The sequence below is a fragment of the Actinokineospora sp. NPDC004072 genome (assembly GCF_053604195.1).
Map to the genome: position 1 here is coordinate 62420 of NZ_JBSGHB010000009.1, position 19887 is coordinate 82306.

Annotated in this window: 18 protein-coding genes; 6 read left to right on the top strand and 12 right to left on the bottom strand. The window is 70.6% G+C overall.

Annotated elements, in window-relative coordinates; genetic code table 11:
- Nucleotides 1–2: 2 nt before the first annotated feature.
- The 3 genes from ACWEPX_RS15660 to ACWEPX_RS15670 are packed head-to-tail and all read right to left on the bottom strand — an operon-like array spanning nt 3 to nt 2567.
- Nucleotides 3–836 (bottom strand): class I SAM-dependent methyltransferase, encoded by an 834-nt coding sequence (locus ACWEPX_RS15660; RefSeq protein WP_451897854.1) that lies wholly within the window; start codon nt 834–836, stop codon nt 3–5.
- Nucleotides 833–1252, bottom strand: a complete 420-nt coding sequence (locus ACWEPX_RS15665) for a RidA family protein (RefSeq protein WP_451897855.1) — start codon at nt 1250–1252, stop codon at nt 833–835. The genes ACWEPX_RS15660 and ACWEPX_RS15665 overlap by 4 nt, the downstream gene beginning before the upstream one ends.
- A 28-nt stretch (nt 1253–1280) precedes the next feature.
- Complete coding sequence (locus ACWEPX_RS15670; RefSeq protein ID WP_451897856.1) at nt 1281–2567, bottom strand: ATP-grasp domain-containing protein; 1287 nt, start codon at nt 2565–2567, stop codon at nt 1281–1283.
- A gap of 521 nt (nt 2568–3088) precedes the next feature.
- On the opposite strand from ACWEPX_RS15670, the gene ACWEPX_RS15675 reads away from it, so the two are divergent.
- Together ACWEPX_RS15675 and ACWEPX_RS15680 are read left to right on the top strand one after the other, a co-directional pair.
- Nucleotides 3089–6100, top strand: a complete 3012-nt coding sequence (locus ACWEPX_RS15675; RefSeq protein ID WP_451897857.1) for a BTAD domain-containing putative transcriptional regulator — start codon at nt 3089–3091, stop codon at nt 6098–6100.
- Nucleotides 6101–6177: 77 nt separating this feature from the next.
- Nucleotides 6178–6810: a CHAP domain-containing protein gene (locus ACWEPX_RS15680; protein ID WP_451897858.1), complete on the top strand. Its 633-nt coding sequence runs from the start codon at nt 6178–6180 to the stop codon at nt 6808–6810.
- A gap of 103 nt (nt 6811–6913) precedes the next feature.
- On the opposite strand, the gene ACWEPX_RS15685 is transcribed toward ACWEPX_RS15680, so the two are convergent.
- The gene (locus ACWEPX_RS15685) at nt 6914–8878 is read right to left on the bottom strand and encodes a tetratricopeptide repeat protein (protein ID WP_451897859.1); all 1965 of its coding nucleotides are present in this window, start codon (nt 8876–8878) and stop codon (nt 6914–6916) included.
- The gene (locus tag ACWEPX_RS15690; protein WP_451897860.1) at nt 8857–9363 is read right to left on the bottom strand and encodes a hypothetical protein; all 507 of its coding nucleotides are present in this window, start codon (nt 9361–9363) and stop codon (nt 8857–8859) included. Before ACWEPX_RS15690 ends, ACWEPX_RS15685 begins: the two co-directional genes overlap by 22 nt.
- A gap of 233 nt (nt 9364–9596) precedes the next feature.
- Between ACWEPX_RS15690 and ACWEPX_RS15695 the strand changes: the two genes are divergently transcribed.
- The gene (locus ACWEPX_RS15695) at nt 9597–9917 is read left to right on the top strand and encodes a DUF6881 domain-containing protein (protein ID WP_451897861.1); all 321 of its coding nucleotides are present in this window, start codon (nt 9597–9599) and stop codon (nt 9915–9917) included.
- 21 nt (nt 9918–9938) lie between these two features.
- Here ACWEPX_RS15695 and ACWEPX_RS15700 read toward each other — a convergent pair whose 3' ends face one another.
- The 3 genes from ACWEPX_RS15700 to ACWEPX_RS15710 all read right to left on the bottom strand — a co-directional run bounded on the left by ACWEPX_RS15700 (nt 9939) and on the right by ACWEPX_RS15710 (nt 14567).
- Nucleotides 9939–10829 carry a S8 family serine peptidase gene (locus tag ACWEPX_RS15700; RefSeq protein WP_451897862.1) on the bottom strand — a complete coding sequence of 297 codons (891 nt, stop codon included), beginning with the start codon at nt 10827–10829 and terminating at the stop codon, nt 9939–9941.
- 184 nt (nt 10830–11013) lie between these two features.
- A complete protein-coding gene (locus ACWEPX_RS15705) occupies nt 11014–13131 on the bottom strand; it encodes an ATP-binding protein (RefSeq protein WP_451897863.1) in 2118 nt (705 codons plus the stop codon).
- Nucleotides 13132–13187: 56 nt separating this feature from the next.
- Nucleotides 13188–14567 carry a peptidoglycan-binding protein gene (locus ACWEPX_RS15710; protein ID WP_451897864.1) on the bottom strand — a complete coding sequence of 460 codons (1380 nt, stop codon included), beginning with the start codon at nt 14565–14567 and terminating at the stop codon, nt 13188–13190.
- Nucleotides 14568–14797: 230 nt separating this feature from the next.
- Here ACWEPX_RS15710 and ACWEPX_RS15715 point away from each other — a divergent pair, with 230 nt between their 5' ends.
- Entirely contained in the window at nt 14798–15436 is a 639-nt protein-coding gene (locus tag ACWEPX_RS15715) for a hypothetical protein (protein WP_451897865.1), read from the top strand.
- Nucleotides 15437–15528: 92 nt separating this feature from the next.
- Complete coding sequence (locus tag ACWEPX_RS15720) at nt 15529–16056, top strand: DUF488 domain-containing protein (RefSeq protein ID WP_451897866.1); 528 nt, start codon at nt 15529–15531, stop codon at nt 16054–16056.
- Nucleotides 16057–16182: 126 nt separating this feature from the next.
- Here the strand turns inward: ACWEPX_RS15720 and ACWEPX_RS15725 are convergent, their stop codons facing one another.
- Both ACWEPX_RS15725 and ACWEPX_RS15730 read right to left on the bottom strand, forming a co-directional pair.
- The gene (locus ACWEPX_RS15725; RefSeq protein ID WP_451897867.1) at nt 16183–16389 is read right to left on the bottom strand and encodes a hypothetical protein; all 207 of its coding nucleotides are present in this window, start codon (nt 16387–16389) and stop codon (nt 16183–16185) included.
- Nucleotides 16390–16719: 330 nt separating this feature from the next.
- The gene (locus ACWEPX_RS15730) at nt 16720–17331 is read right to left on the bottom strand and encodes a class I SAM-dependent methyltransferase (protein WP_451897868.1); all 612 of its coding nucleotides are present in this window, start codon (nt 17329–17331) and stop codon (nt 16720–16722) included.
- Between the two features lie 122 nt (nt 17332–17453).
- Here ACWEPX_RS15730 and ACWEPX_RS15735 point away from each other — a divergent pair, with 122 nt between their 5' ends.
- Complete coding sequence (locus ACWEPX_RS15735) at nt 17454–18728, top strand: cytochrome P450 (protein ID WP_451897869.1); 1275 nt, start codon at nt 17454–17456, stop codon at nt 18726–18728.
- Between the two features lie 97 nt (nt 18729–18825).
- Here ACWEPX_RS15735 and ACWEPX_RS15740 read toward each other — a convergent pair whose 3' ends face one another.
- A complete protein-coding gene (locus ACWEPX_RS15740; RefSeq protein WP_451897870.1) occupies nt 18826–19266 on the bottom strand; it encodes a hypothetical protein in 441 nt (146 codons plus the stop codon).
- A 59-nt stretch (nt 19267–19325) separates the two neighbouring features.
- Nucleotides 19326–19850 (bottom strand): EF-hand domain-containing protein, encoded by a 525-nt coding sequence (locus tag ACWEPX_RS15745; RefSeq protein ID WP_451897871.1) that lies wholly within the window; start codon nt 19848–19850, stop codon nt 19326–19328.
- Nucleotides 19851–19887 lie beyond the last annotated feature (37 nt).

Genomic DNA, 19887 nt, shown 5'->3' on the forward strand with positions numbered 1-19887 from the left:
TCCTACCTGTCGGTGTGGGCGGCGGCCTGCAGCTCGGCCTGGGCGCGCAGCGTGTCGCCGTAGTCCATGCGCGCGCCGGGCTTGGCGTACTTGCGCGGAACCGCGCCGCTGGTGCGCCGCAGGATGGTGAGGCTGTTCTGCGAGAGCTTGTGCGGCTCCAGCAGGTTGACGACCTCGAACTCCCCAGGATTGGCCTCGCGCTGCCGGGCGAGGTAGCGGAGCATGGCCTCGCCCTCCGGGTACGTCATCAGGTAGTGCATGACGACGAGCCCGCCGTCGGGGTTGATGAGGTCCCAGAAGTTGTCGAAGAAGTACAGGCACTCCCAGGCGTCCACCCACGCGAAGTCGATGGGCGTGAAGTCCTCCGGGAAGTGCTGGGCGCACTCGCGCAGGTTGGCGTTGACGACGGTGACCTGCTCATCGAGCCCCAGACCGCGCAGCACGTCGAGCACCCGCGGCGACGAGGACTCCGGGACCGACCAGTCGTCGACCGCGACCATCCGCGGCTGGTACGGGGAGGTGTAGAACTCCGGCGCCAGCAGGGAAGGCTCCGCGTACATCCACTCGTCGTCCAGGTCGGCGCCCCGGTCGAGGTAGCCGCGGGTCTTCGCCGCGAGCGCGGGCGCTTGGGCCCGCGCCTCGGCGGCGGCCTCGGCGAGCGCGGCGGCCAGCCACGGGGTGGTGTACCCCATGCCGACCTCCAAGACCCGTGACGGGCGAACGAGTTTCACCAGGTTGGCCAGCAGCGGCGCGACGACTTCGGTGCCCATCGCGGGCACGCGCAGGGTTTCGACCGCCGCGCGGAACCGCGCGTCGGTCAGCAGGGCTTCCGTCACTCGTCGGCCTTGCCCTTGACGACGGCCATGACCTCGACCTCGATGACGGCCTCGGGCAGGAACAGCGCCGAGACCTCGACCGTGGTGCTGGTCGGGAGCTGGTCGGCGACCACGTACTTGCGGCGGACCTCGCCGTACTCGGCGCGCTTGCCCATGTCCGTGAGGTACGTGCGGATGTTGACCACGTCGGCCCAGGTGGCGCCGTGCGCGGCGAGGATCGCCGTGGTGATCTCGAAGATGCGCTCGGACTGGCCGCGCATGTCGTGGGGCGCAACAACATTCATGTCGTCATCGACCGAGCACTGTCCCGAGAGGAACAGCAGCGTGCTGTCCCCGACGTTGACGCTGTTGACGTGCGCGTACCGACCCGGTGGCGGGGCGGGGACACCAACAGGGTTGTCGACGGTCTTCGACATTCTGCTCCTTCGCCTGGTGGGATGACGACTAGCTCGTGGGGTAGATCAGTTCGCGGGCGCTGCGCGTAACGGCCTCGCCCTCACTTTCGAACCGGTAGCGGATCCGGTCCATGAGCTGGCCGACCGCGGCGGCCAGGGTCTCGTGGTCGTCGGCCACCAGCGAGACCAAGTCGAGGTCCTGCGTGCCGAACCCGCCGACGGTCGCCCCGCGGCGCACCAGCGGCGTGTAGCGCACCAAGCCGGGCACGCCGGCGAGATCGTCCGCGCGGCAGACCCCGGTGACGACGGCCTGCTCGACCGGGGCGGGGGTGGTGAACTGGAAGAACACGCGGTCGAGCGCGACCGGCGGCAATGCGACCTGCTCCCCGAGCGCCAGGCTCGCGCCCACCTGGACGAGGTCGATCCCGGCGGCGTGCTGGGCGAGTTCGGGGATGTACCCGCCGACCCGCCCGTTGACCTCGATGATGCGCGGACCATCCTCGGTCAGCTTGACTTCGGTGTGCAAGATGCCCGTTTGCACGCCCAGAGCTTCAATTGCCCGGGTGGTCAGAAGTTCGATTTCGGCAATCTCCGCGGCGGAGAGGCGCGCGGGCCAGAATTGCCCGCACTCGCGGAACGGCGGGGCCAGCCGAAGCTTTCCGGTGACCGCCAAGTGTCGTAACCGTCCGCTTTGGGCGACGGTTTCCACCGACACGTAGTCGCCCCACGGGTCGGCGACCTCCGCGCCGCGCAGGTATTCCTCCACGACGACCGAGGCCTCGTCCTCGATGATCGCCGCGACCAGCGCGCGGCCCTCTTCGAGGTCGTGGACGAGCACGGTGTTGCGGCTGCTCACGCCGACCTCGGGCTTGACGACGACCGGCAGCCCGATGCGCGCGACGACGTCGTCCCACCTCCCCGCGTCGACCAGCGGGACCGACACCGTCGGGTCCACGCCCGCCTCTCGCAACCGCCTGCGCTGCTCCTTTTTGCTGGTCAGCAGCGTCACGGTGGTCGGATCGTGGAACGGGAGGCCGAGGTCGGCCGCCAGCCCGGCGGTGGCGACGAGCATCGGCTCGCTGAACGTCTGGATGCCGGTGACGCCGTGGTCGCGCAGGCGCCCGACCAGCTCCGGGTCGTCGAGGTCGTGCACCGGGCACGTCTCGGCGAAGAGCGGACGCATCCGCCGCGCGTGCTCGGTCGGGGCCAGCACGACCACCAAGCCGCGGTCGGCCAGCCCCAGGATATCGGAAGGCGAAACCGCGCCCTTGTCATAAACAACGGCTAAACGCATTAGCGACCTCTGATATCCGAAGGGAATGGCGGGGTGTCGCATCGGGGCCGGTCAGGATTGGGATGCAAATTGCGAATTCGCCGGCGCAGATGGCGCGTGCGTCCCTGCTCGGCAAACCCATGCATTGCCTCCCCCAAATTCGGCCGGGACGGTACCACGCACGAGATCGGGGCGGCAAGCATAGTTCATTCGGCCATAGCGCCCCTACGGCATCGGAAGGGGTGTCATTGCCCCGAGCAGCCTATTGCGCGTCATGCCGATTGCTTGTTTCCCCGGCTTCCATTCGGTCGACGCCGGGTGGCGACCGAGCCATCCCGCTCGGCGGCCGAGCCTCCGCGGTCCCCACCTTCGCCTGGCTGTCCGCTTAGGACACTGCCGAGGTCGGGGAGCTCGGCGACGGGTTGCCGACCGGGACTCCGCCGAACAGGGCGAACCGGCAGGAATCGGCGTCGAGGCTAACGGGCCGAGCTTGGGGAAACCTTGAATCACAACGTCTTCGCTGGTCAGTTCGGTGGGCGGCGCCCATCGCCTGCTGGTAGCCTCGCTGCCCGAGGAGGCAACCTGTGGGGGCGATCAGGTTCGGCCTGCTGGGGCAGATCGAGGCGTGGCTCGGTCCGGACGCCGTCGACCTGGGGCACCAGAAGCAGCGGCACGTGCTCGCGGCGCTGCTCGTCGACGCCGACCGGGTCGTGCCGATGGCGCGCATGCTGGAGCGGGTCTGGGGCGAGGATCCGCCGCGCAGCGCGCAGACCACCCTCTACAGCTACCTTTCCCGGCTGCGCAGGGTACTGGCCGCGGAGTCGGAATGCTCGGTGATCGAGCGGCATCCGGGCGGTTACGTGGCACGCATCGATCCCGACTTCGTTGACCTGCACCGCTTCCGCAGGCTGGTCGCCGAGGCCAAGGCGACCGCCCGCCCCGGGGCCGCCGCCGAGGTGCTGGAGCAGGCGCTGGCCCTGTGGCGGGGCGAGCCGTTCGACGGGACCGACAGCACCTGGTTCACGGGGCAGCGGACCACCCTGCATCGCGAGCACGCCGCCGCCCGGCTGGAGCTGGCCGGTCTGCTGCTGCGCTGCGGCCGCGACGCCGACGCGCTCGCCGTCGCCTCGGCGTGCGCCGCCGACGACCCGCTCGACGAGCGGGCCGCCGGGCACCTGGCGCTGGCCCTGCACCGCCTGGGCCGCACGGCCGACGCGCTCGCGTGCCTCGACCGGACCCGCAGGCTGCTGGCCGACGAGCTGGGGGTCGACCCCGGCGCCGCCTTGGTCGAGCTGCGCGGGCGGGTGCTGGCGGGCGACCCGGAGCTGCTGCGGATCGATCCCGGCGCAGGCGCCGCCGAGCCCTCGACCGCCATCTCCTGGTCCGCGCCCGCCGCGCTGCCGCCGGATGTGCACGACTTCACCGACCGGGTCGCGCAACCCGCGCAGCTGGTCGAGCAGGCGATCACCGGCGGGCGGGTCGTCGCGGTCGTCGGCATGGGCGGGGTCGGCAAGACCTCGCTCGCCCGGCACGTGGCGAACCGGGTCGCCGACCGGTTCCCGGACGGGCAGCTCTGGGTGGAGCTCGGCGACGCCAAGCCCGGCGACGTGCTCGCCCGGCTGCTGCGGGAGCTCGGTGTCCCGGACCGCGCCATCCCCGCCGACCACGCCGAGCGGGGCGACGCCTTCCGCACGCTGCTGCGCGGCCGGGCGGTGCTGATCGTGCTCGACAACGCGATGTCGGCCCAGCAGGTCTACCCGCTGCTGCCGGGCACGGGCACGGGCGCGGTCCTGGTCACCAGCCGCGCCAAGCCGACCGGCGCGGAGGGGGTCGAGTGCGTCGAGCTGGACGTCTTCACCCCGGACGAGGGCGTGGCGCTGCTGGCGAAGCTGGTGGGCGCCCGGCGCGTCGAGGCCGAGCCCACCGCGGCCGAACGCATCGTCGCGCTGTGCGGCGGGCTGCCGCTGGCGGTGCGCATCGCCGGGGCGCGGCTGGCCGCCCGGCGCACGTGGCGGCTGGAGCACATGGTGGCGCAGCTGCGCGACGAGCGCAGCAGGCTCGACCGGCTCGCGGTCGGCGACCTGGAGGTGCGCGCCTCCCTGGCGATGAGCTACGCGGACCTGGCCCCGCCCGCCCGCCGGCTGCTGCGCCTGCTCGGGCTGGTCGCCGTGCCCGACTTCCCGCCGTGGGTGGCCGCCGTGCTGCTCGAACTGCCGCTGGAGGAGGCGGTCGGGCACGCCGAGGCGCTGGTCGACGCGCACCTGCTGACGGTGTCGGAGGTCGACCCGGTCGGGCAGTACCGGTACCGCTGCCACGACCTCGTGCGGCTGTTCGCGGCCGAGCGCGCCGCGGAGGAGGAGACCCCCGCCGAGCGCGCCCAGGCGGTCGAGCGGGCGCTGGGCGGCTGGCTGGCGATCGCCGAGCGGATGGCCGAGTTCGTGCCCGGCCCCTGCTACGCGCGCATCAGCGGCCCCGCGCCCCGCCCGCCGATGGACGGCCTGGGCCCCGACCTGCCGCCCGAGTGGGCGGACGCCTGGTTCGACGCGGAGCGCCAGGCGCTGCTCGCCGCGGTGCGCCAGGCGTGCCGGTCCGGGCTGGTCGACCTCGCGTTCGACCTCGCAGGCTGCCTGGAGAAGTACTTCGACCTGCGGGGCATGTACTCGGACTGGCGCGCGCTCAACAGCGAGGTGCTCCAGGTGTGCGTCGAGCACGGCCACCGGCTCGGCGAGGCGGTGATGCGCCGGGGGCTGCTCGACGTCACGACCTGGATCGCAGGCGGTGCTGGCGAGGCGATGGGCCAGCTGCGGGTGGCGGCCGCCGAGCTGTGGGAGCTGTTCACCGAGATCGGCCACGACGCGGGCGCGGCGGACGTCGCCGTGATGCACTCGTGGTCGTCGACCGCCGCGGGCAGGCACGCCGAGGCCGTCGCCACCGCCGAGGCGGCGCTGGCCTTGGCCGAGCGCGCCGACCACGGGGGCGGGAAGGCCAGGGCCGAACTCGCGCTGGCCGTCGCGCAGTGGGACAGCGGCGAGTTCACGGCGGGCATCCGGCACGCCGAACGGGCGCTGGCGCACGCGCGCGAGCTGGGCAACCCGCGCCTGGAGGCCACCGCGCTGCAGTTCGCGGCCATCGGGTACCGGGAGGCGGGGGAGTTCGAGACCAGCGGCCGCCTGCTGGACCGGTCGCTGTCCATCGCGCGCGCCCACCGCGACTCCTACACCGAGGTGCTGACCCTGCTCGCGTCCGCGCGCCTGCACCTGCGGGTCGACCGCGACCGGGCGTGCGCCGACGCCGAGCGCTCCCTGGCGCTGAGCCGCCGCCACCGGATGACCCACCACACCGCCGAGGGCCTGGAACTGCTGGGGCTGCTCGCGCTGGCGGAGGACCGGCCGCACGACGCCGTGACGCACCTGGAGGAATCCGTCGCGCTGTGGCGAACCCGCGGGTGGCACACCTTCCTCGCCGCCGCGCTGGACTCGCTCGGCCGGGCCTACGAGCAGATCGACCCGGCGGCGGCGCGCCGGGCCTTCGCCGAGGCACGCGCGATCCGCGCAGGCGACGGGCCGCCGACCAGCGCGTTCCAGGAACGTCCATAGGACCTCCAAGCAGGCTCCCCGAAAGTTGTCGGTGCCGGTCGATGACGGCCGGTCGACATGAAGGGGATGGAGCTGCGATGTCGAGGATCACCAAGGTGTTGACGCTGGCGGCGGCGGCGTTCGTGCTGAGCACGGGTGCGGCGACGGCGGCGGTGCCGGGGCAGTCGGCGGGCACGGGCCAGGTGACGGTGGCCGTCGCCGAGGTGCAGGCGCAGGCGTCGGTGCGGAGCAAGATCGTCTCGGTGGCGAAGAGCGAGCTGGCGAACAAGTCGCGCAACCGGGAGAAGGGCGCGAAGAACTGCAACTACTACAGCGGGAAGGTCGGGGGCGGGTCGACGAAGGGCTGCCCGAAGGGGTGGAAGGCCGAGGCCTGGTGCGCGGACTTCCTGAAGTTCGTGTGGAAGCAGGCGGGCGCGTCGACTTCGGGGATCACCCCGGCGGCGGCGAGCCTGTACTCGTACGGCAAGAAGCACAAGACCTGGAACCCGGGCAAGAGCATCAAGGGCGTGAAGGCCGGTGACGCGGTCGTCTACAACCTGAACAAGGCCGGGACGTGGGCCAGCCACGTGGGCATCGTGACCAAGGTCGACACCAAGTCCGGCAAGATCACGGTGATCTCGGGCAACAGCGGCAAGAACTCCATGTACGTCGCCCAGCGCACGTTCGTTCCGGACAACACCGTCTCCGGCTACGTCTCGCCCAAGGGCTGATCCCGCGCTGAATCGGCGTCACGACCCCCGGTCGTGACGCCGATTCGCCGCGACCTCCTGTAACGGAAGGGGCCAAACCGTGTTGCGCGTCGAACGACCATCGCTACTCAGGTGGAGCGGCCTGCCAGCGGGTGAGTTCATCGCGTGTTCTGCGGGTGTCGGGGTGGTCGCTTCCGAGGATGCGTTCTTGCTCGGGAAGGAGGTTGCGCAATCCGCCAAGTGCCGCTGTCGGGTTTCCCGCTTCCCCGGTCCACTTGGCGAGGCTGAAGCGGGTGGTGAGGGTGGCTGGGTGGTCTGGGCCGTTGACGCGCAGGCGGTCGGCAAGGAGGGCGTTGAACTCGGCTGCTGCCCTGCCGGGCTCACCGGCTCTCCCTCGCCAGTAGGCGAGGTTGTTGCGCGCGCTGAGGGTGTGGGTGTGGTCGGAGCCGTGGATGCGGAGGAAGTCCTGGAGCAGGTCCTCGTACAGCGCGACGGCCGTGGAATGGTTGCCGCAGTGGCCTTGCCAGTGGGCGTAGTTGTTGCGGGTTCGCAGGGTCTCGGGGTGGTCGGGGCCGTAGATGCGCTGCTTCGCGCTCAGGATGTCGCGGTGGTCGGCGACGGCCGCGGCTGGATCGCCTGCCTGTCCGCGCCAGTAGGCGAGGTCTTCTCGACCGGAGATGACGGCTGGGTGGTCCTCAGGGTAGATCCGCCGCAGGTCGGCGAGGAGTTCTTCGAACGCGGTGACGGCGGCGGCGCTGTCGCCGGCTCGGCCACGCCAACGGGCTAGGCCGGAACGCAGCGCCAGCGTGTCGCGGTCGTCCCGTCCGGCGTCCCTCTGCCATTCCAGCACGAGTTGCTCGTACATGGCTGCCGCGCCCGCGGCATCCCCGGCCTCCCCACGCCACCCCGCAAGGGAGTGCGCGATGTCCTTGACGGTGTAGGCATCCGGTTGGATCGTGCGGTTGCGAACCGCGGCGAGCAGATCTTCCAGCACGGCCACGGCGCCTTGGGCGTCACCGCTCACCCCCCGCCAGTGCGCGATCTTGATTCTGATGGAGGCGGTGTTCGGGCTGCCTGCGCCGCAGTGGTGCGCCGCTGCGGCCTCCAGCTGCTGGAAGTACTCGACGGCGGCGCGGGATTGTCCACTCTGGCCGAGGCTGTCGCCCACCCGCCACAACGTGCCGTGGCCGCTGGGCCGCCACAGGTGCGCGCCGCTGTTCTCGTGCAAGGCCATGGTGTTGGCGCGCAACGCCGCCGTGAGACCGTGATCGCGCTCAATCTCCGGCCAGACGTGGTGCAGCGCGTCGGCGATGGCCGGTGCCAGGGCGGCCAGTGCGCTGTCGTCCAGTTGTTCGCGGGTGGCGCGCTGCACGAGGGCGTGGATCTGGACCCCTAGGTGCGGGACGGTGGGGTCGTGGTTGACGAGGTTGAGCCGGTGCAGGCAGTTGAGCCCGTCGCGGGCGTGCTCCGGCTCGATGGATGGCGGAATGCGGCGCGTAAGGGCTGCCTTGACCCGGTTCAGCGGGGAAGGCTTTCCGCGCCTGCGCTCGGCGAGATAGGCCAGGGTCGGGGGAGCGGTGAAGAGCGCGAGGGGAATCCCGTTCGGGGCGAGCAGGCTGGCGACGTCCAGCAGGGGACGGGCCAACCCGGCCGGGGTGAGCAGGTCGGCCAGGTCCACCGACAGCGACCACGCGGTGGCCACGGTGGCCCGGTGCTCGTCGGGGAGCGCCTCGTGCTCGGGCAGCACGTCGCTGAGGCTGCGGCGGCGATCGCGGAAGCGCGCCAGGTACTCGGCGCAGGTCAGCCCGCGGTCGAGCAGGTAGGCCGCGGCTTGGGCCAAGGCCAGGGGCAGGTGCCCCAGCTCCTCGGCGAGTTCCTCCGCCCCGGCCGCCAACCGCGGCTGGTCGGCGACTTTGCCCGCCAGGTAGGCCTGGGACTCCGCAGGGGTGAACAGCCCGACCTCGATCAGGTGCCTCCCGTGGCCGCGCAATGCGGCGTCGCGTCGGCGGGTCGTCACCAGTACCCGGCCGGTCGTGGTGTGCGGTGGCATCAGCCCGTCGATCTCCGCTAGTGCCTGGAGGTCGTCCAAGACCACAAGCCACCGCTTCCTGCTGACCGCCAACCAGTCCAGCAGGCGCCGCGCGCCCACTCGGGATCGGCGTCTTCGACCCCGGTCAGGTCCTGGGCGAGCCGCGCGTAGTCAGCGACCACGGCAGCGCGCGTGGACGCGGTGACCCACACCAACAGGTCCACGTGCCCCGCGGCCCATGCCCGCTCGGCGTGGTCGATCGCCAACTGGGTCTTGCCGACGCCGCCCAGCCCGGACAACACGCCGGTACGCACGGCTGACCCGGAGGTGAGCACGGCCGATCCGGCCTCGTCCAACGCCCTGGCCACCACCGACGCGATCTGCCGGTCGAGAAAGGCCTCTGCCCGCGGCGGAACCCGACCGAACCGGTACGGCAACGCCACGGGCCGTCGTCCCAGCGGGCCGTAGTAGTTGTGCTGGTGCAGCGTCACACTGCCGTGGATGTCCCTGGCCAAGACCGCCTGGCCCGAGACGTCCCCTGCCACCGTGTTGCGGTTACGCCTATCCGAGCTGCCCCCATCAGGCTGCCCGGGCTCCCGGTCCACCGACATCACCCGATCATCCCGCAGAGCACTCCGCTACCGCAGGCTGGCCGGGAACGAGCGGTGATCTCCTGATCACGGAAGTGCGAGCAGCGGCTTAGGTGCGGCGCAGCCGGCAGGGAAGAATGTGTCGCTGACACCTCAGGGGCGAGTTCGTTTGAAGATCGGAGTTGTCGATGTACCTGAAGGTCCTCTGGCATCACGACTACCCGGATGAGCCGGTGGCGACCTGGAGCGAGATCGACGACGAGCGGTGGGAGGTGAGGAAGGTGGAGCAGTACCCGGATGGTTCCTTCGGGTGGGTTGACGGGGTCGAGGAGAAGGAAGGAATTGCGCTCGCGGAGGTTCCGATGCCCGAGTTGGAGTTCATCAACCAGGAGGAGGGATTGCAGCTGAGTACATCTCTGAAGATGAGTTCAGCGTGGTCTGGCAAGAGGCTCGAACGCGACAGGCGTGACGAGCGTCGGGGGCAGAAGGGAACCGCCCGACACCGGTGAGCCCTGCGTCCCCGGGGCCGACTACAGCCAGGACGGGAGGTGCAGGACCCTGCCGCCCCAGGTGGTGGGGGTTGCCATTCCGACGATGGCGGCGTGCACCTGGGCGGGGGTGGCGGTCGGGTACAGCTGGAGGTAGCGGGCGGCGGCGCCTGCTGCGTAGGCGCTGGCCTGGCCGGTGCCGTTGAAGGTGGCTGCCGACGTGTCGCTGGAGGTGAAGGCGGAGAGCACGCCCATGCCTGCCGCGTAGACGTCCACGCTCGCGCCGTAGTTGGAGAAGGGGGCCCGGGTGTCGGCGGTGGCGGTGAGGGCGCCGACGGTGATGGCGCCGGGCAGTCGGGCGGGGGAGTAGGCGCCTGCGTCGGCGTTGCTGTTGCCTGCGCCCACCACCACGGTGATTCCCGCGGCGATGAGCTGATCGAATGCGGCGTCGATCGCGGCGTCGGCGTATCCGGCGCGCGGGAACAGGACTACCGCGGGGAGGACTGCGTTGGCCTGCACCCAGGACAGGCAGGGCAGCGGGGTGCTCGCGCCGCTGAACCGCAGGCCCCAGATGGTGGCGTCCTTCGCAACGCCGTGCGTGGTTCCGGCCACGATGCCAGCCATGTGCGTGCCGAAACCGTAGAGGTCCTGCGCGATCGGGTCGTTGTCGACGCAGTCCCAGCCGTTGAACGCCTGGCCGTCGAACTCCTGGTGGGTGGTCCGGATGCCGGAGTCGATGACGTAGACGTTCACCCCGCTGCCCTCGGAGATGTAGCTGTAGGAGTTGCTCAGCGGAAACGCCGTCTGATCGAGCCGGTCGAGCCCGGGTGCCGCGGGAGATTGGGTGGTGAGCACTCCCACGGTTCCCGCCGCGGGTGGGACCACGGTGACCGCGAGCACGAGCGCGGTGAGACCTGCCGTGAAGCTGCGCATTGAAGCCTCCGGTGAACTCCAGTCGGGCTCCGCGGACCCGGTGCCCCGCCCGCGGCCCAGCGTAGGGCGAACCGCTGACACGAGGAATCAGCCAGAGGCAGGACCGGCAGATGCCGCTGTACCGCAAGTTCGCGGCCGCCCTCTTGAGGAACGATGTTCGGAGCGGGCAGACGGGCTCCCCGGCCTATGTCGCCGGGAGGTCGTTGAGTTGTTGTTCGACTCGTGTGGCGGCTTGTTCGCGTCCCTGGGTTTGGTAGAGCTCAAGCGCTTCCTGCCAGCAGGTGCGGGCCTGGTCGTGGTCGCCGAGAACGTTCTGGGAGTGGCCGAGCCGGTCGAGCGTGTTAGCCGCTTCGTAGGTGTCGCCGTGGTTGCTGCGTAGGGCGAGGGCTTGTTGGTAGTAGCTGATGGCGCTGAGGTGGTCGCCGGTGCGGTGTGCGATGAAACCGAGGCTGTCGAGGGCGGCCGCCTCGCCGGTGGGGTCGTGGTGGTTCTGGTAAAGAGCAAGGGCTGCCTGGCAGTGGATGCGGGCGGTGTCGACATCGCCGAGCCGGGCGGCGTACCAACCAACGGCATTGAAAGCGCTTGCTTCCCACAGTGGCAGGTCGAGGGGGCGGACGAGGTGCAGGGCGCAGGTGGCGTGGTTGAGCGCCTGCCGGTCGTCTCCATACCGCTCCCAGGCCCATGCCAGGACCCGATGAGTGCGGATTCGGTGGGTGGGGTCGGAGTGCTGTTCGGCTAGGGCCAACGCCTTGGTCAGGTGTTCGATCGCATTGTCGTGGTGCCCGAGACTGGAATAGGCGCGTCCGATGTACCGGTGGGTTTGGATGTGCGGCGCAGGGTCGGTTAGGTGTTCGGTGGCGGCGAGAGCGGCCCGCCATGCGGCGAGTTGACTGCGGAGGTGTCCCCGTCGGGTGTGGAAGACGTACATGGCCCAGGCCAGGTGTCGCACCGTCGAGTGCCACATGTGCGTGGCAGCGATCTCTTGGGCTGCTAGCAGGTTGGCGTGTTCGCTGTCGAACCACTCCAGTGCCGCCTGGCTGTTGAGCAACGGGTGAGGATGGGCACCGGCGACGGGCGGACCAAGTTGGCTGGGCACACGGTGGGGGTACAACAGCCGATCGGCCGTGTGAGCGGTGTGGGTGTAGAAATCCAGCACCCGCCGCAACGCGGCCAGCCGTACCTCATCATCCACGTTGAGGGTAATTGCGTAGGCGCGAATGAGGTCGTGCATTCGGTACCGGCCGTGTCCGTCGTGCTCGAGGAGAGATGCCTCCTCCAAAGCGCGCAGTATTCGCCGGGTTCGGGCCGTGGAGAGGTTGCTGAGGCTACTTGCGGCCAGCAGCCCGATCTCCGGCCCAGGGGCTATCCCGAGCAGCGCGAACACCTGCCGCTGGTCGGCGGTGAGAGCCTCGGCGGACCAGGACAGCACGGCCGGAAGGCTGGCGGTGGGGTCGTCGCTGTCCAGGGCGTCGAGCCGGGTGGTGGCATCCCGCAGTTCGGCGGCCAGTGCGGACAACGGGGTGTGAGGGCTGGTAGCGGCACGACCAGCCACGATGCCCAGGGCGAGTGGGAAGCCGCCGCAACAGGTGACCAAGTCGTCCATCGCGTGGGGTTCGTCGGCCACTCGTTGATCGCCCAGTTGCGTGGCCAGCCTGTGGTGGGCTTCGCCGTCGGTGGGCACACCGAGTTGGATGGGCCGCGCCCCATAGCGGCTAATCAACCCCGACAGGTGCCGGCGGCTGGTCGTCACCACCGTGCAGCCGGGGACGCCAGGCAACAGCGGGGTGACTTGGGCGGAACTTGCGGCGTTGTCCAAGACGATCAGCATCCGCTTCCCCGCGACCAGGCTGCGATAGAGCGCCGCTTGAGCGTGAAGATCAGCCGGGACGCGCCCGGGGGCGACACCCAGTGCGTCGAGGAATCCGCGCACTGCCACCGACGGCTCCATCGGCTTGCCGGTCGGGGAGAACCCCTGGAGGTCGACGAACAACTGCCCGTCGGGAAACCTGTCGCGGTGCTGGTAGGCCCAGTGCACGGCCAGCCACGTCTTCCCGACGCCGCCCGCGCCTGCCAGTGCCGAGATCATCCCACCCCGGCCCGACGCTAGGTCCAAGGCGGTGGTCAGCGCGGCGAGCTCCTCGGCACGGCCGACGAAATGCGCCGGAGCCACGGGAAGCTGCTGCGGAACCACGCCCCACCCATCGGACGAGGACAGGACGACCTGCCGAACGGTGCCAGCCTGCACCACCGCACCCACCACCCGACCACCGACCGCGTTCACCACGCTCTCCTGGTAATCCACACCCACAGTGTCTCGGCAACCCTGTGTGCGGGCAGCTGAAGCGGGCGCGGTGTTGCCTACTGCTGTCTGTCGGATGGGCCGCTGGACTCGTGGATGTCCTGGTACACGCCGTCGCGCCACACGACGGAGAATCGGAGTTCGTGACCGTTGGGGGCGCGGATCACCAGGACTCGCTTCACTTCGGCGGGGTCGTCGGAGAGGTCGTCCGGTTGGAGGCGGACGGGGGTGAAGTGCTCGCGCGACCACTGGTTGTACGGGGGGCGGTTCAGCGGCGGCGGATACCGGTGCATCAACTCTTCGAAGGCGGATCGCTCGGTGAGGGGTACCGATCGCGGCGTGCCGATGTCTTCGCCGCGTTGGAGGCGTTCGTAGTCGGCCACTTCTCGTTCCAGGCCGGTCAGTTCGGCCTGAGCCGCGCGGCGAATACGCTCGTCGGCAGCGCCGAGCCGGTCTCGCAGGTCGCGGACGTCGCGGAACAGGCGGCCGGATCGCTCCAGTTCATCCAGCCGGTGTCGGGCGCTCTCGATCTCGGGGGACGAGGCCTGCAGTTGCTCGACCCGCGTCGGCGGGGCGGGCAGGGACATCGGCCCGTGGGCGGTGCGCTGGCCTGGAGCCGACACCGGACCGCTCTGCGGTGCTCCGGGAGCGTGGGCTGGTCCGGTGGGAACCGCGGGCGGGTCGGTGACCGGGCCGCCGGTCGCGCCCGAGGGGGCCTCAGCCCGCTCCGGCTGGTTGTAGTGGCGGTAGACGAGGTAGCTCACGACGCCGATCACGATGACACCGGCGACGACCCACCCTGCCACCGGAATGGTCGCCGCGCCGCCTGCCGCGGCCGCCCCCGCCTCGGCGACCGCTGCAGTTGTTCCCACCGCGGCGGCAGTGCCCGTTTCGGCGGCCACGGCTCCTGCGGCGGCCGCGCCCACCTCGGCAGCGATGGCTTCCGCAGCGGCCGCCCCCGCCTCGGCGGCCGTGACTTCCGCAGCGGCCGCACCTGCTCCCGCGCCGGTCACGACGCCGGACTCCGCGGCACCCGCACCGAACAGAACCGACGGCGGGAGGCCTGCACCGGGCGCCGAGGTGGTCGGCACGATGAGCATCCCGGCCGCCAGCGGGATCGCCCCCGACAGCCCCTCCGGTGCGGGTGCCGCGACCTGGACCGCGGGAGGGTGTTCGGTCAGCGCCAGGAGCTGGTCGCGCTCCTGCATGAGCCGCTGCAGTTCGGCCGTGGACATGTTCGGGTCGGCCTGGACCTGCTGGTCGATTTCGAGGGCGCGGGCGCGGGCATCGGCCGCGGACGTGGGCCCGCCGCTGGGCGCCGCCGTGTTCACCAGCGTGTCCCAGGTCTGGGCGTCCGCCACGCCGTCGCAGGTCAGCCCGTGGTGCTCCTGGAAAGCCAGCAGGCGCTGCCTCAACCGCTCGTCGAATTCGGTAGCCACCAGGTTCTCCGATCTCGGATCACGCGGCCCGGGGTGCGTCGACCGTAACGACGGATCGCGTCGTGCGGATCGTCCGTCGAGGCGCCTGATGGGGCACGAGTTCCGGCGGATCGGCCCAGCAGGACCGAAAGGGCGCGGTGAAGAGCCCCATGGAGCACCTCGCCGGACGTCACGGAACCGCGGGCACGAGTCGATCATGGGGCCACTGCCTGCTACCCACGGTGGGGACCATGGACGCGACCGTTGAATCCGCGATCTCCGCGGTGCACCTCGACGACGAATACGCGCAGGAACGCTGGTTCGAGTTCCTCCGCACCACGGCCGAACAGCACCAGGACGGCGACTGGGGGCAGCTCTCGTCCGCGCTGGCCGAAGGTGCGATGGCGGCCGGGATCGACAACCACGTCGTCGAGACGTTCGTCGAGCACATGAACAACTACGACCCGGCGCCCGCGGAGACGATGCAGGCCATCGCCTTCCTCTCGACCGTCGACCTGCAGGAGAGCTATCGCCAGCTCACCGCCACCCCGGCTGTCGGCGACGAATCCGCCTGGTACGCCTTCCTGGCTGAGCGCGGGCCGTACTGGGACGGCACGGACGCGGCGTGGGAGCCGTTCAAGACGTGGTTCCTCTATGAGGCTGAGCAGAACGCGGTGGAGACGTACGCGACCACCTTCATCGAATACGCCGAGTCGCAGGGCGACAAGGCGGCGGTGTTCCGCGAGTACGGCGTGCCGATCGCTGTGGCAGGCGAACAGCAGACGACCGAGGACAAGCAGGACGTGAGCACATTCCCCGAGATGAAGCCCGGCGACTCGGGGGAGTGGGTCGAGTACCTGGACCGGATGCTGACGAGCCGCGGTTTCTGACCCGGCGTGCCTGCGGCCGGCGGGCAGGCGGAGAAGCCCGCCAAGGCGACCGTACAGACGACTGCGGGCGTGGCATTCGGGTATACACCGTCATGGCTCCATCCCTCCTCACCGTTGGACACGGCACGGCGTCGCAGGACGAGTTCAGCGAGCTGTTGCTCGCGGCGGGCGTGGTCAAGCTCGTTGACGTGCGCCGCTATCCCGGCAGCCGGGCCCATCCCCACGTCAGCCGCGAAGCGTTGGCCCATTGGCTTCCGGCGGCGGGCATCGACTACCGGTGGGAGGAACGGCTGGGTGGCAGGCGTCGGCTGCCGCCGGAGTCACCGGACGGGTGGTGGCGGGTTGAGGCGTTCCGCGCCTATGCCCACCACATGCGCAGCGCCGAGTTCCACGAAGCCGTCGACGGGCTCCTCGCCGACGCGGCCGTGGCCCGTACGGCGGTGATGTGCAGCGAAAGCCTCTGGTGGCGCTGTCACCGCAGGCTCATCGCCGACTTCGTCGTCCTGGCCCGATCGACGCCGGTGCACCACCTCGGTCATGACGGCAGCCTCACCGAGCACCTGGTGGCGGCCGGAGCCCGCCGAGCTGCTGCCGATGAGCTCGTATACGACCTGAGCTGAACCCTGACCAGCGGTGGCTCGCTGGCGGCGGCGTGGTCGCGTCAAGCTGCGAGACCGGACGTGCCCAGAGGAAGGGAGGTCTGGGCTGCGGTGAGTGGGTGACAGAGGAACCGTGGACGGGGGCGGTTACTCCGCGCGTCCAGAGTCCCGATCGCCGACCGCGAGCAGCAGGGCGAGGCCCGCGAAGTGCACGAGCACACCGCCGACCACGCCACCTGCGACAGCGAACAGCCAGAGCGGGCCGGAGACGACGAACCCCACGACGCCTGCGACGACCCCAGCGGGCACCAGCACCAGGCCGCCCGCCATCAACACCCAGGCGAGTGCCGTCACCAGAGGACCAGTCCGGTCAGCGCCGTGAACACCACGCCTACGGCGTTCACCAGCCGGTACCGCGGTCGTCCGGGTTCTTCCTGCCACGACGGCATTGTCATACCGACAGCCAGCCCCGTCACACCCGGCGACGTCTTCAAAGACGACTAATGCTGCGGTCGATCCGGTTCGGGCGCCTTGGTCGACGCCGGGTCGCTCTGACCGGAACGCGCCACGGGGGCGGGGTCACGCCTGGCCCGGTGGACGCCTCTGGCAGCGCTTCGGCGCGGTTCGACGAGCTTGTTGGGGCCGATTGAGTCTGGTTGCGCTGGCGGGGACGCGATGGCTGGTTCAGGCGTAGTGGGCGGTGACGGCGGGTTGGCCGGTGTAGTTGGGGCCGGCCGCGGGGTCGGCGCCGAGGTAGGTGAAGGGGAAGGTGATCTGGGCCGGGCCGGTGCGGGTGAGGTGTTTGCGGCGGGGGTTGTAGGTGAAGCCTGCGTCGCGGAGGGCGGTCAGGAGGGCGCGGCGGGAGGGGCCCTGGATGGAGGCGGCGTCGAAGTTGGCGGCGAACCTGCCGCTGGGGGTGAGCCAGGTGCTGGCTCGGGCCAGGAGGGCGAGTTTGTCGCCGAGGTAGTGCAGGCCGTGGACGCAGGTGATGAGGTCGAACGGGGAGTCGGGGTTCCAGTCGGTGAGGGATGCGGTGTGGAAGTCGACGTCGGGGTGTCGGGAGTGGAAGTAGTCGACCAAGTCGACGCCGACGAGGCGGTGGCCGCGGCCCGCGGCTTCGAGCAGGGCGCGGCCGGAGCCGCAGCACAGGTCGAGCCATCCGCCTGCGCCCAGGCCGGCAAGCGGGTCGAGGCCGAGTTCGGCGCGGTAGGTAGACAGACCGCGCTCGCGGTTCATCGCGTTGTTGGCCACGACTGCGAGTCCAGCGAGCGCGATGTCGTTCACCAGGCGGGGCACCCCACCATCCTCCCAGAGCTCATCAGGGCAGCTGGCAACGATGGGCGCGCCTGAGAGCACCGCGACAACACGGTACTCGCAGCGTTCGTTACAGTGCGTTACTGTCGCGGGTGGTGGGAAGCGTGGAGGTTGTCTTGGAGACCGTGCGGCCGGCGGAGTTGGATCCCGGGTTCATGGCGGGCTGGAGGTCTTCCGGCGGTGGGCTGGTGGAGCTGCTGGCCGCCGCGCAGCGGTTGGGTGGGGTGAGCGGGTTCCGGGTGGGCGATCGGCCTGTCGTGCTGGTCACGGAGCCTGCCGCGGTGCACCACGTGTTGGCACTGCATCCGGATCGGTATGTCAAGCGGTCGCACCGGTTGAAGGTCGTGCTGGGGGACGGGTTGCTCACGGCTTCTGGCGAGCGGTGGCGCATGCAGCGGCGGGTGATGCAGGCGCAGTTCACCCGTCAAGGGGTGCGGCGGTACGAGGGGTTGATGCGCGAGGCGGTGACGGAGATCGTCGGGCGGTGGAGCGCGAGCGCCCGGAGCGGCGAGCCTCGGGACATCGCAGCCGACATGCGGCACTTCTCGCTGGACGTGATCTGGCGGTCGATGACCGGTCGCCCGCTGGACGAGACGACCCACCGGGAGTTCCTCGCCGCGGGGCGGATCGCGGCCGCGCTGCCCGCGTTCGCGCCTGCCACCGGTGAGGCCGCGCCGGATGTGTCCGCTGAACTGGCGCAGGTCGAGGCAGTCGCCGAGCGGGCGATCGCGGCGGCGCGCGAGTGGCCGGGCCCCAGCCTGCTGCACGTGCTCCTGGCGGCGGCGCAAGAGCACCCCGGATACACCGACCGCCTCGTGCGGGACGAGTTGGTCACGCTGCTGGCCGCAGGCTACGAGACCACGGCGACCACGCTGAGCTGGTTGTTCCTTCTGCTGCGGGACAATCCCGTGGAGCTGGACCGAGTGCTCGCGTTTCCCGAGGACTCGCCCGAGCGCGCGGCGGGAATCCGCGCCCTGATCGACGAGGCGCTGCGCCTGTACCCGGCCGCGTGGATCATGCTGCGCTACGCGGCCGAGGACGACGTCCTGGCGGGCCACCGGATCGACGCGGACACCACGGTGATCGTGAGCCCCTACCTGACCCACCGCGACGAGGCGGTGTGGCCGGAGCCGGAGCGCTTCCGCCCGGAGCGGTTCCTGGAGTCCGCGCCCCGCCCGGCTCCGGGCGCGTACTACCCGTTCGGCACGGGCCCGCGGACGTGCCTGGGCTTCCTGTTCGGATTGCGCGAGATGACCATGCTGCTCCAGACCCTCCTACCCGCGTTCGAGGTCGACCTGCACACCAGACCCGAACCGGTCTTCGGCGTCACCGTCCGACCGGACGGCCCGCTCACCGCGACGATCACCACCCGGAGTTGACCCGCCGACTGCTCAGCGGCTTCAGGTGGATACGCAGAACCGGCGCAATCCGTGTTGCCGGAGCGAGGCACGCCCGGCAGGTGGGTGCCAAGCTGAGTCACCCGAGGAAGTCGCGCCACATCGTGTAGTACGCGGTGCGGGTGATTCGGCCGGTGTGATGGGGGTCTAGGGCCGCAGTGAGGGCCGCTGGGTCGGGGATGTGCAGGGGGGCCAGGAGGGTGTGCAGGGCCTCGACCGCCATGTCCTCGCCGTCCGGGGCGGCGAGGTCGTATTCGAAGTGGACGACCGGGCCGAAGGTGCGGTCGAAGTCCGCGGTTGCGGTGCCTGCGCGGAAGGCGGCTCGCGTCAGGACGTCATCAGACGGGGCGAAGGTGTTCCACAGGGTGCGGTAGTGGTGGTCGAGCGCGTGGGCCTGCGGTGAGGTGGGCGGGTGGCCGAAGGAGGCGAGCACGGCTGAGCCCATCGCCCGCAGGTCCTCGTAGTGCAGCAGGTCGTCGCCGTCGCGGTCGAGGAGGTCGAACAGGTCGTCGGCGGACACGGTGGCTCCTGTCGGCAGGGGCCGGGGAGGCGTCACCGCCTCCCCGGCGATCGTGCGGGTCAGATCCCGGCGAACACCTTGCTGCCGATGTTGCCCGCGCCGCTGAGGTAGCCGGTCGCGGCCTTGATGTACTCCTCGCGCGAGACGACGCCGTCGTGGTCCTGGTCGAGGCGGTCGAACACCTCGGCCACGTTGCCGCCCTCGCGGCTGAGGACCCGGATCAGGCGGGTGAACTCGTCGCGGTTGAGGGCGCCGTCCTCGTCGCTGTCGGCGGCGTCGAACTCGGCGCCGCTGGTTTCGGCGAGGTGGGACTTGAACTGCGGGTTGCTGGCCAGCTGGGACATCGCCTGGTCGAACTCCCGGTGGCTGATCTGGCCGTCCTGGTCGGCGTCGAGCTGGCCGCTGAGCAGCTGCCACGCCTCGCCGTAGCTGCGCGTGAGCGCCGAGGCCTTGCCGGGGTTGGACTTCAGGCCGAACTCCCGGATGACGGCCTCGGCCACCGACTCGAAGTCGCTGCGGTCGACCCTGCCGTCGCCGTTGTGGTCGAGGTGGCGGAACGAATCCTGGGATTGACGTGTGGACATCGTGGTCGAACCTTCCTGATCGGGAATCGAGCGCGCA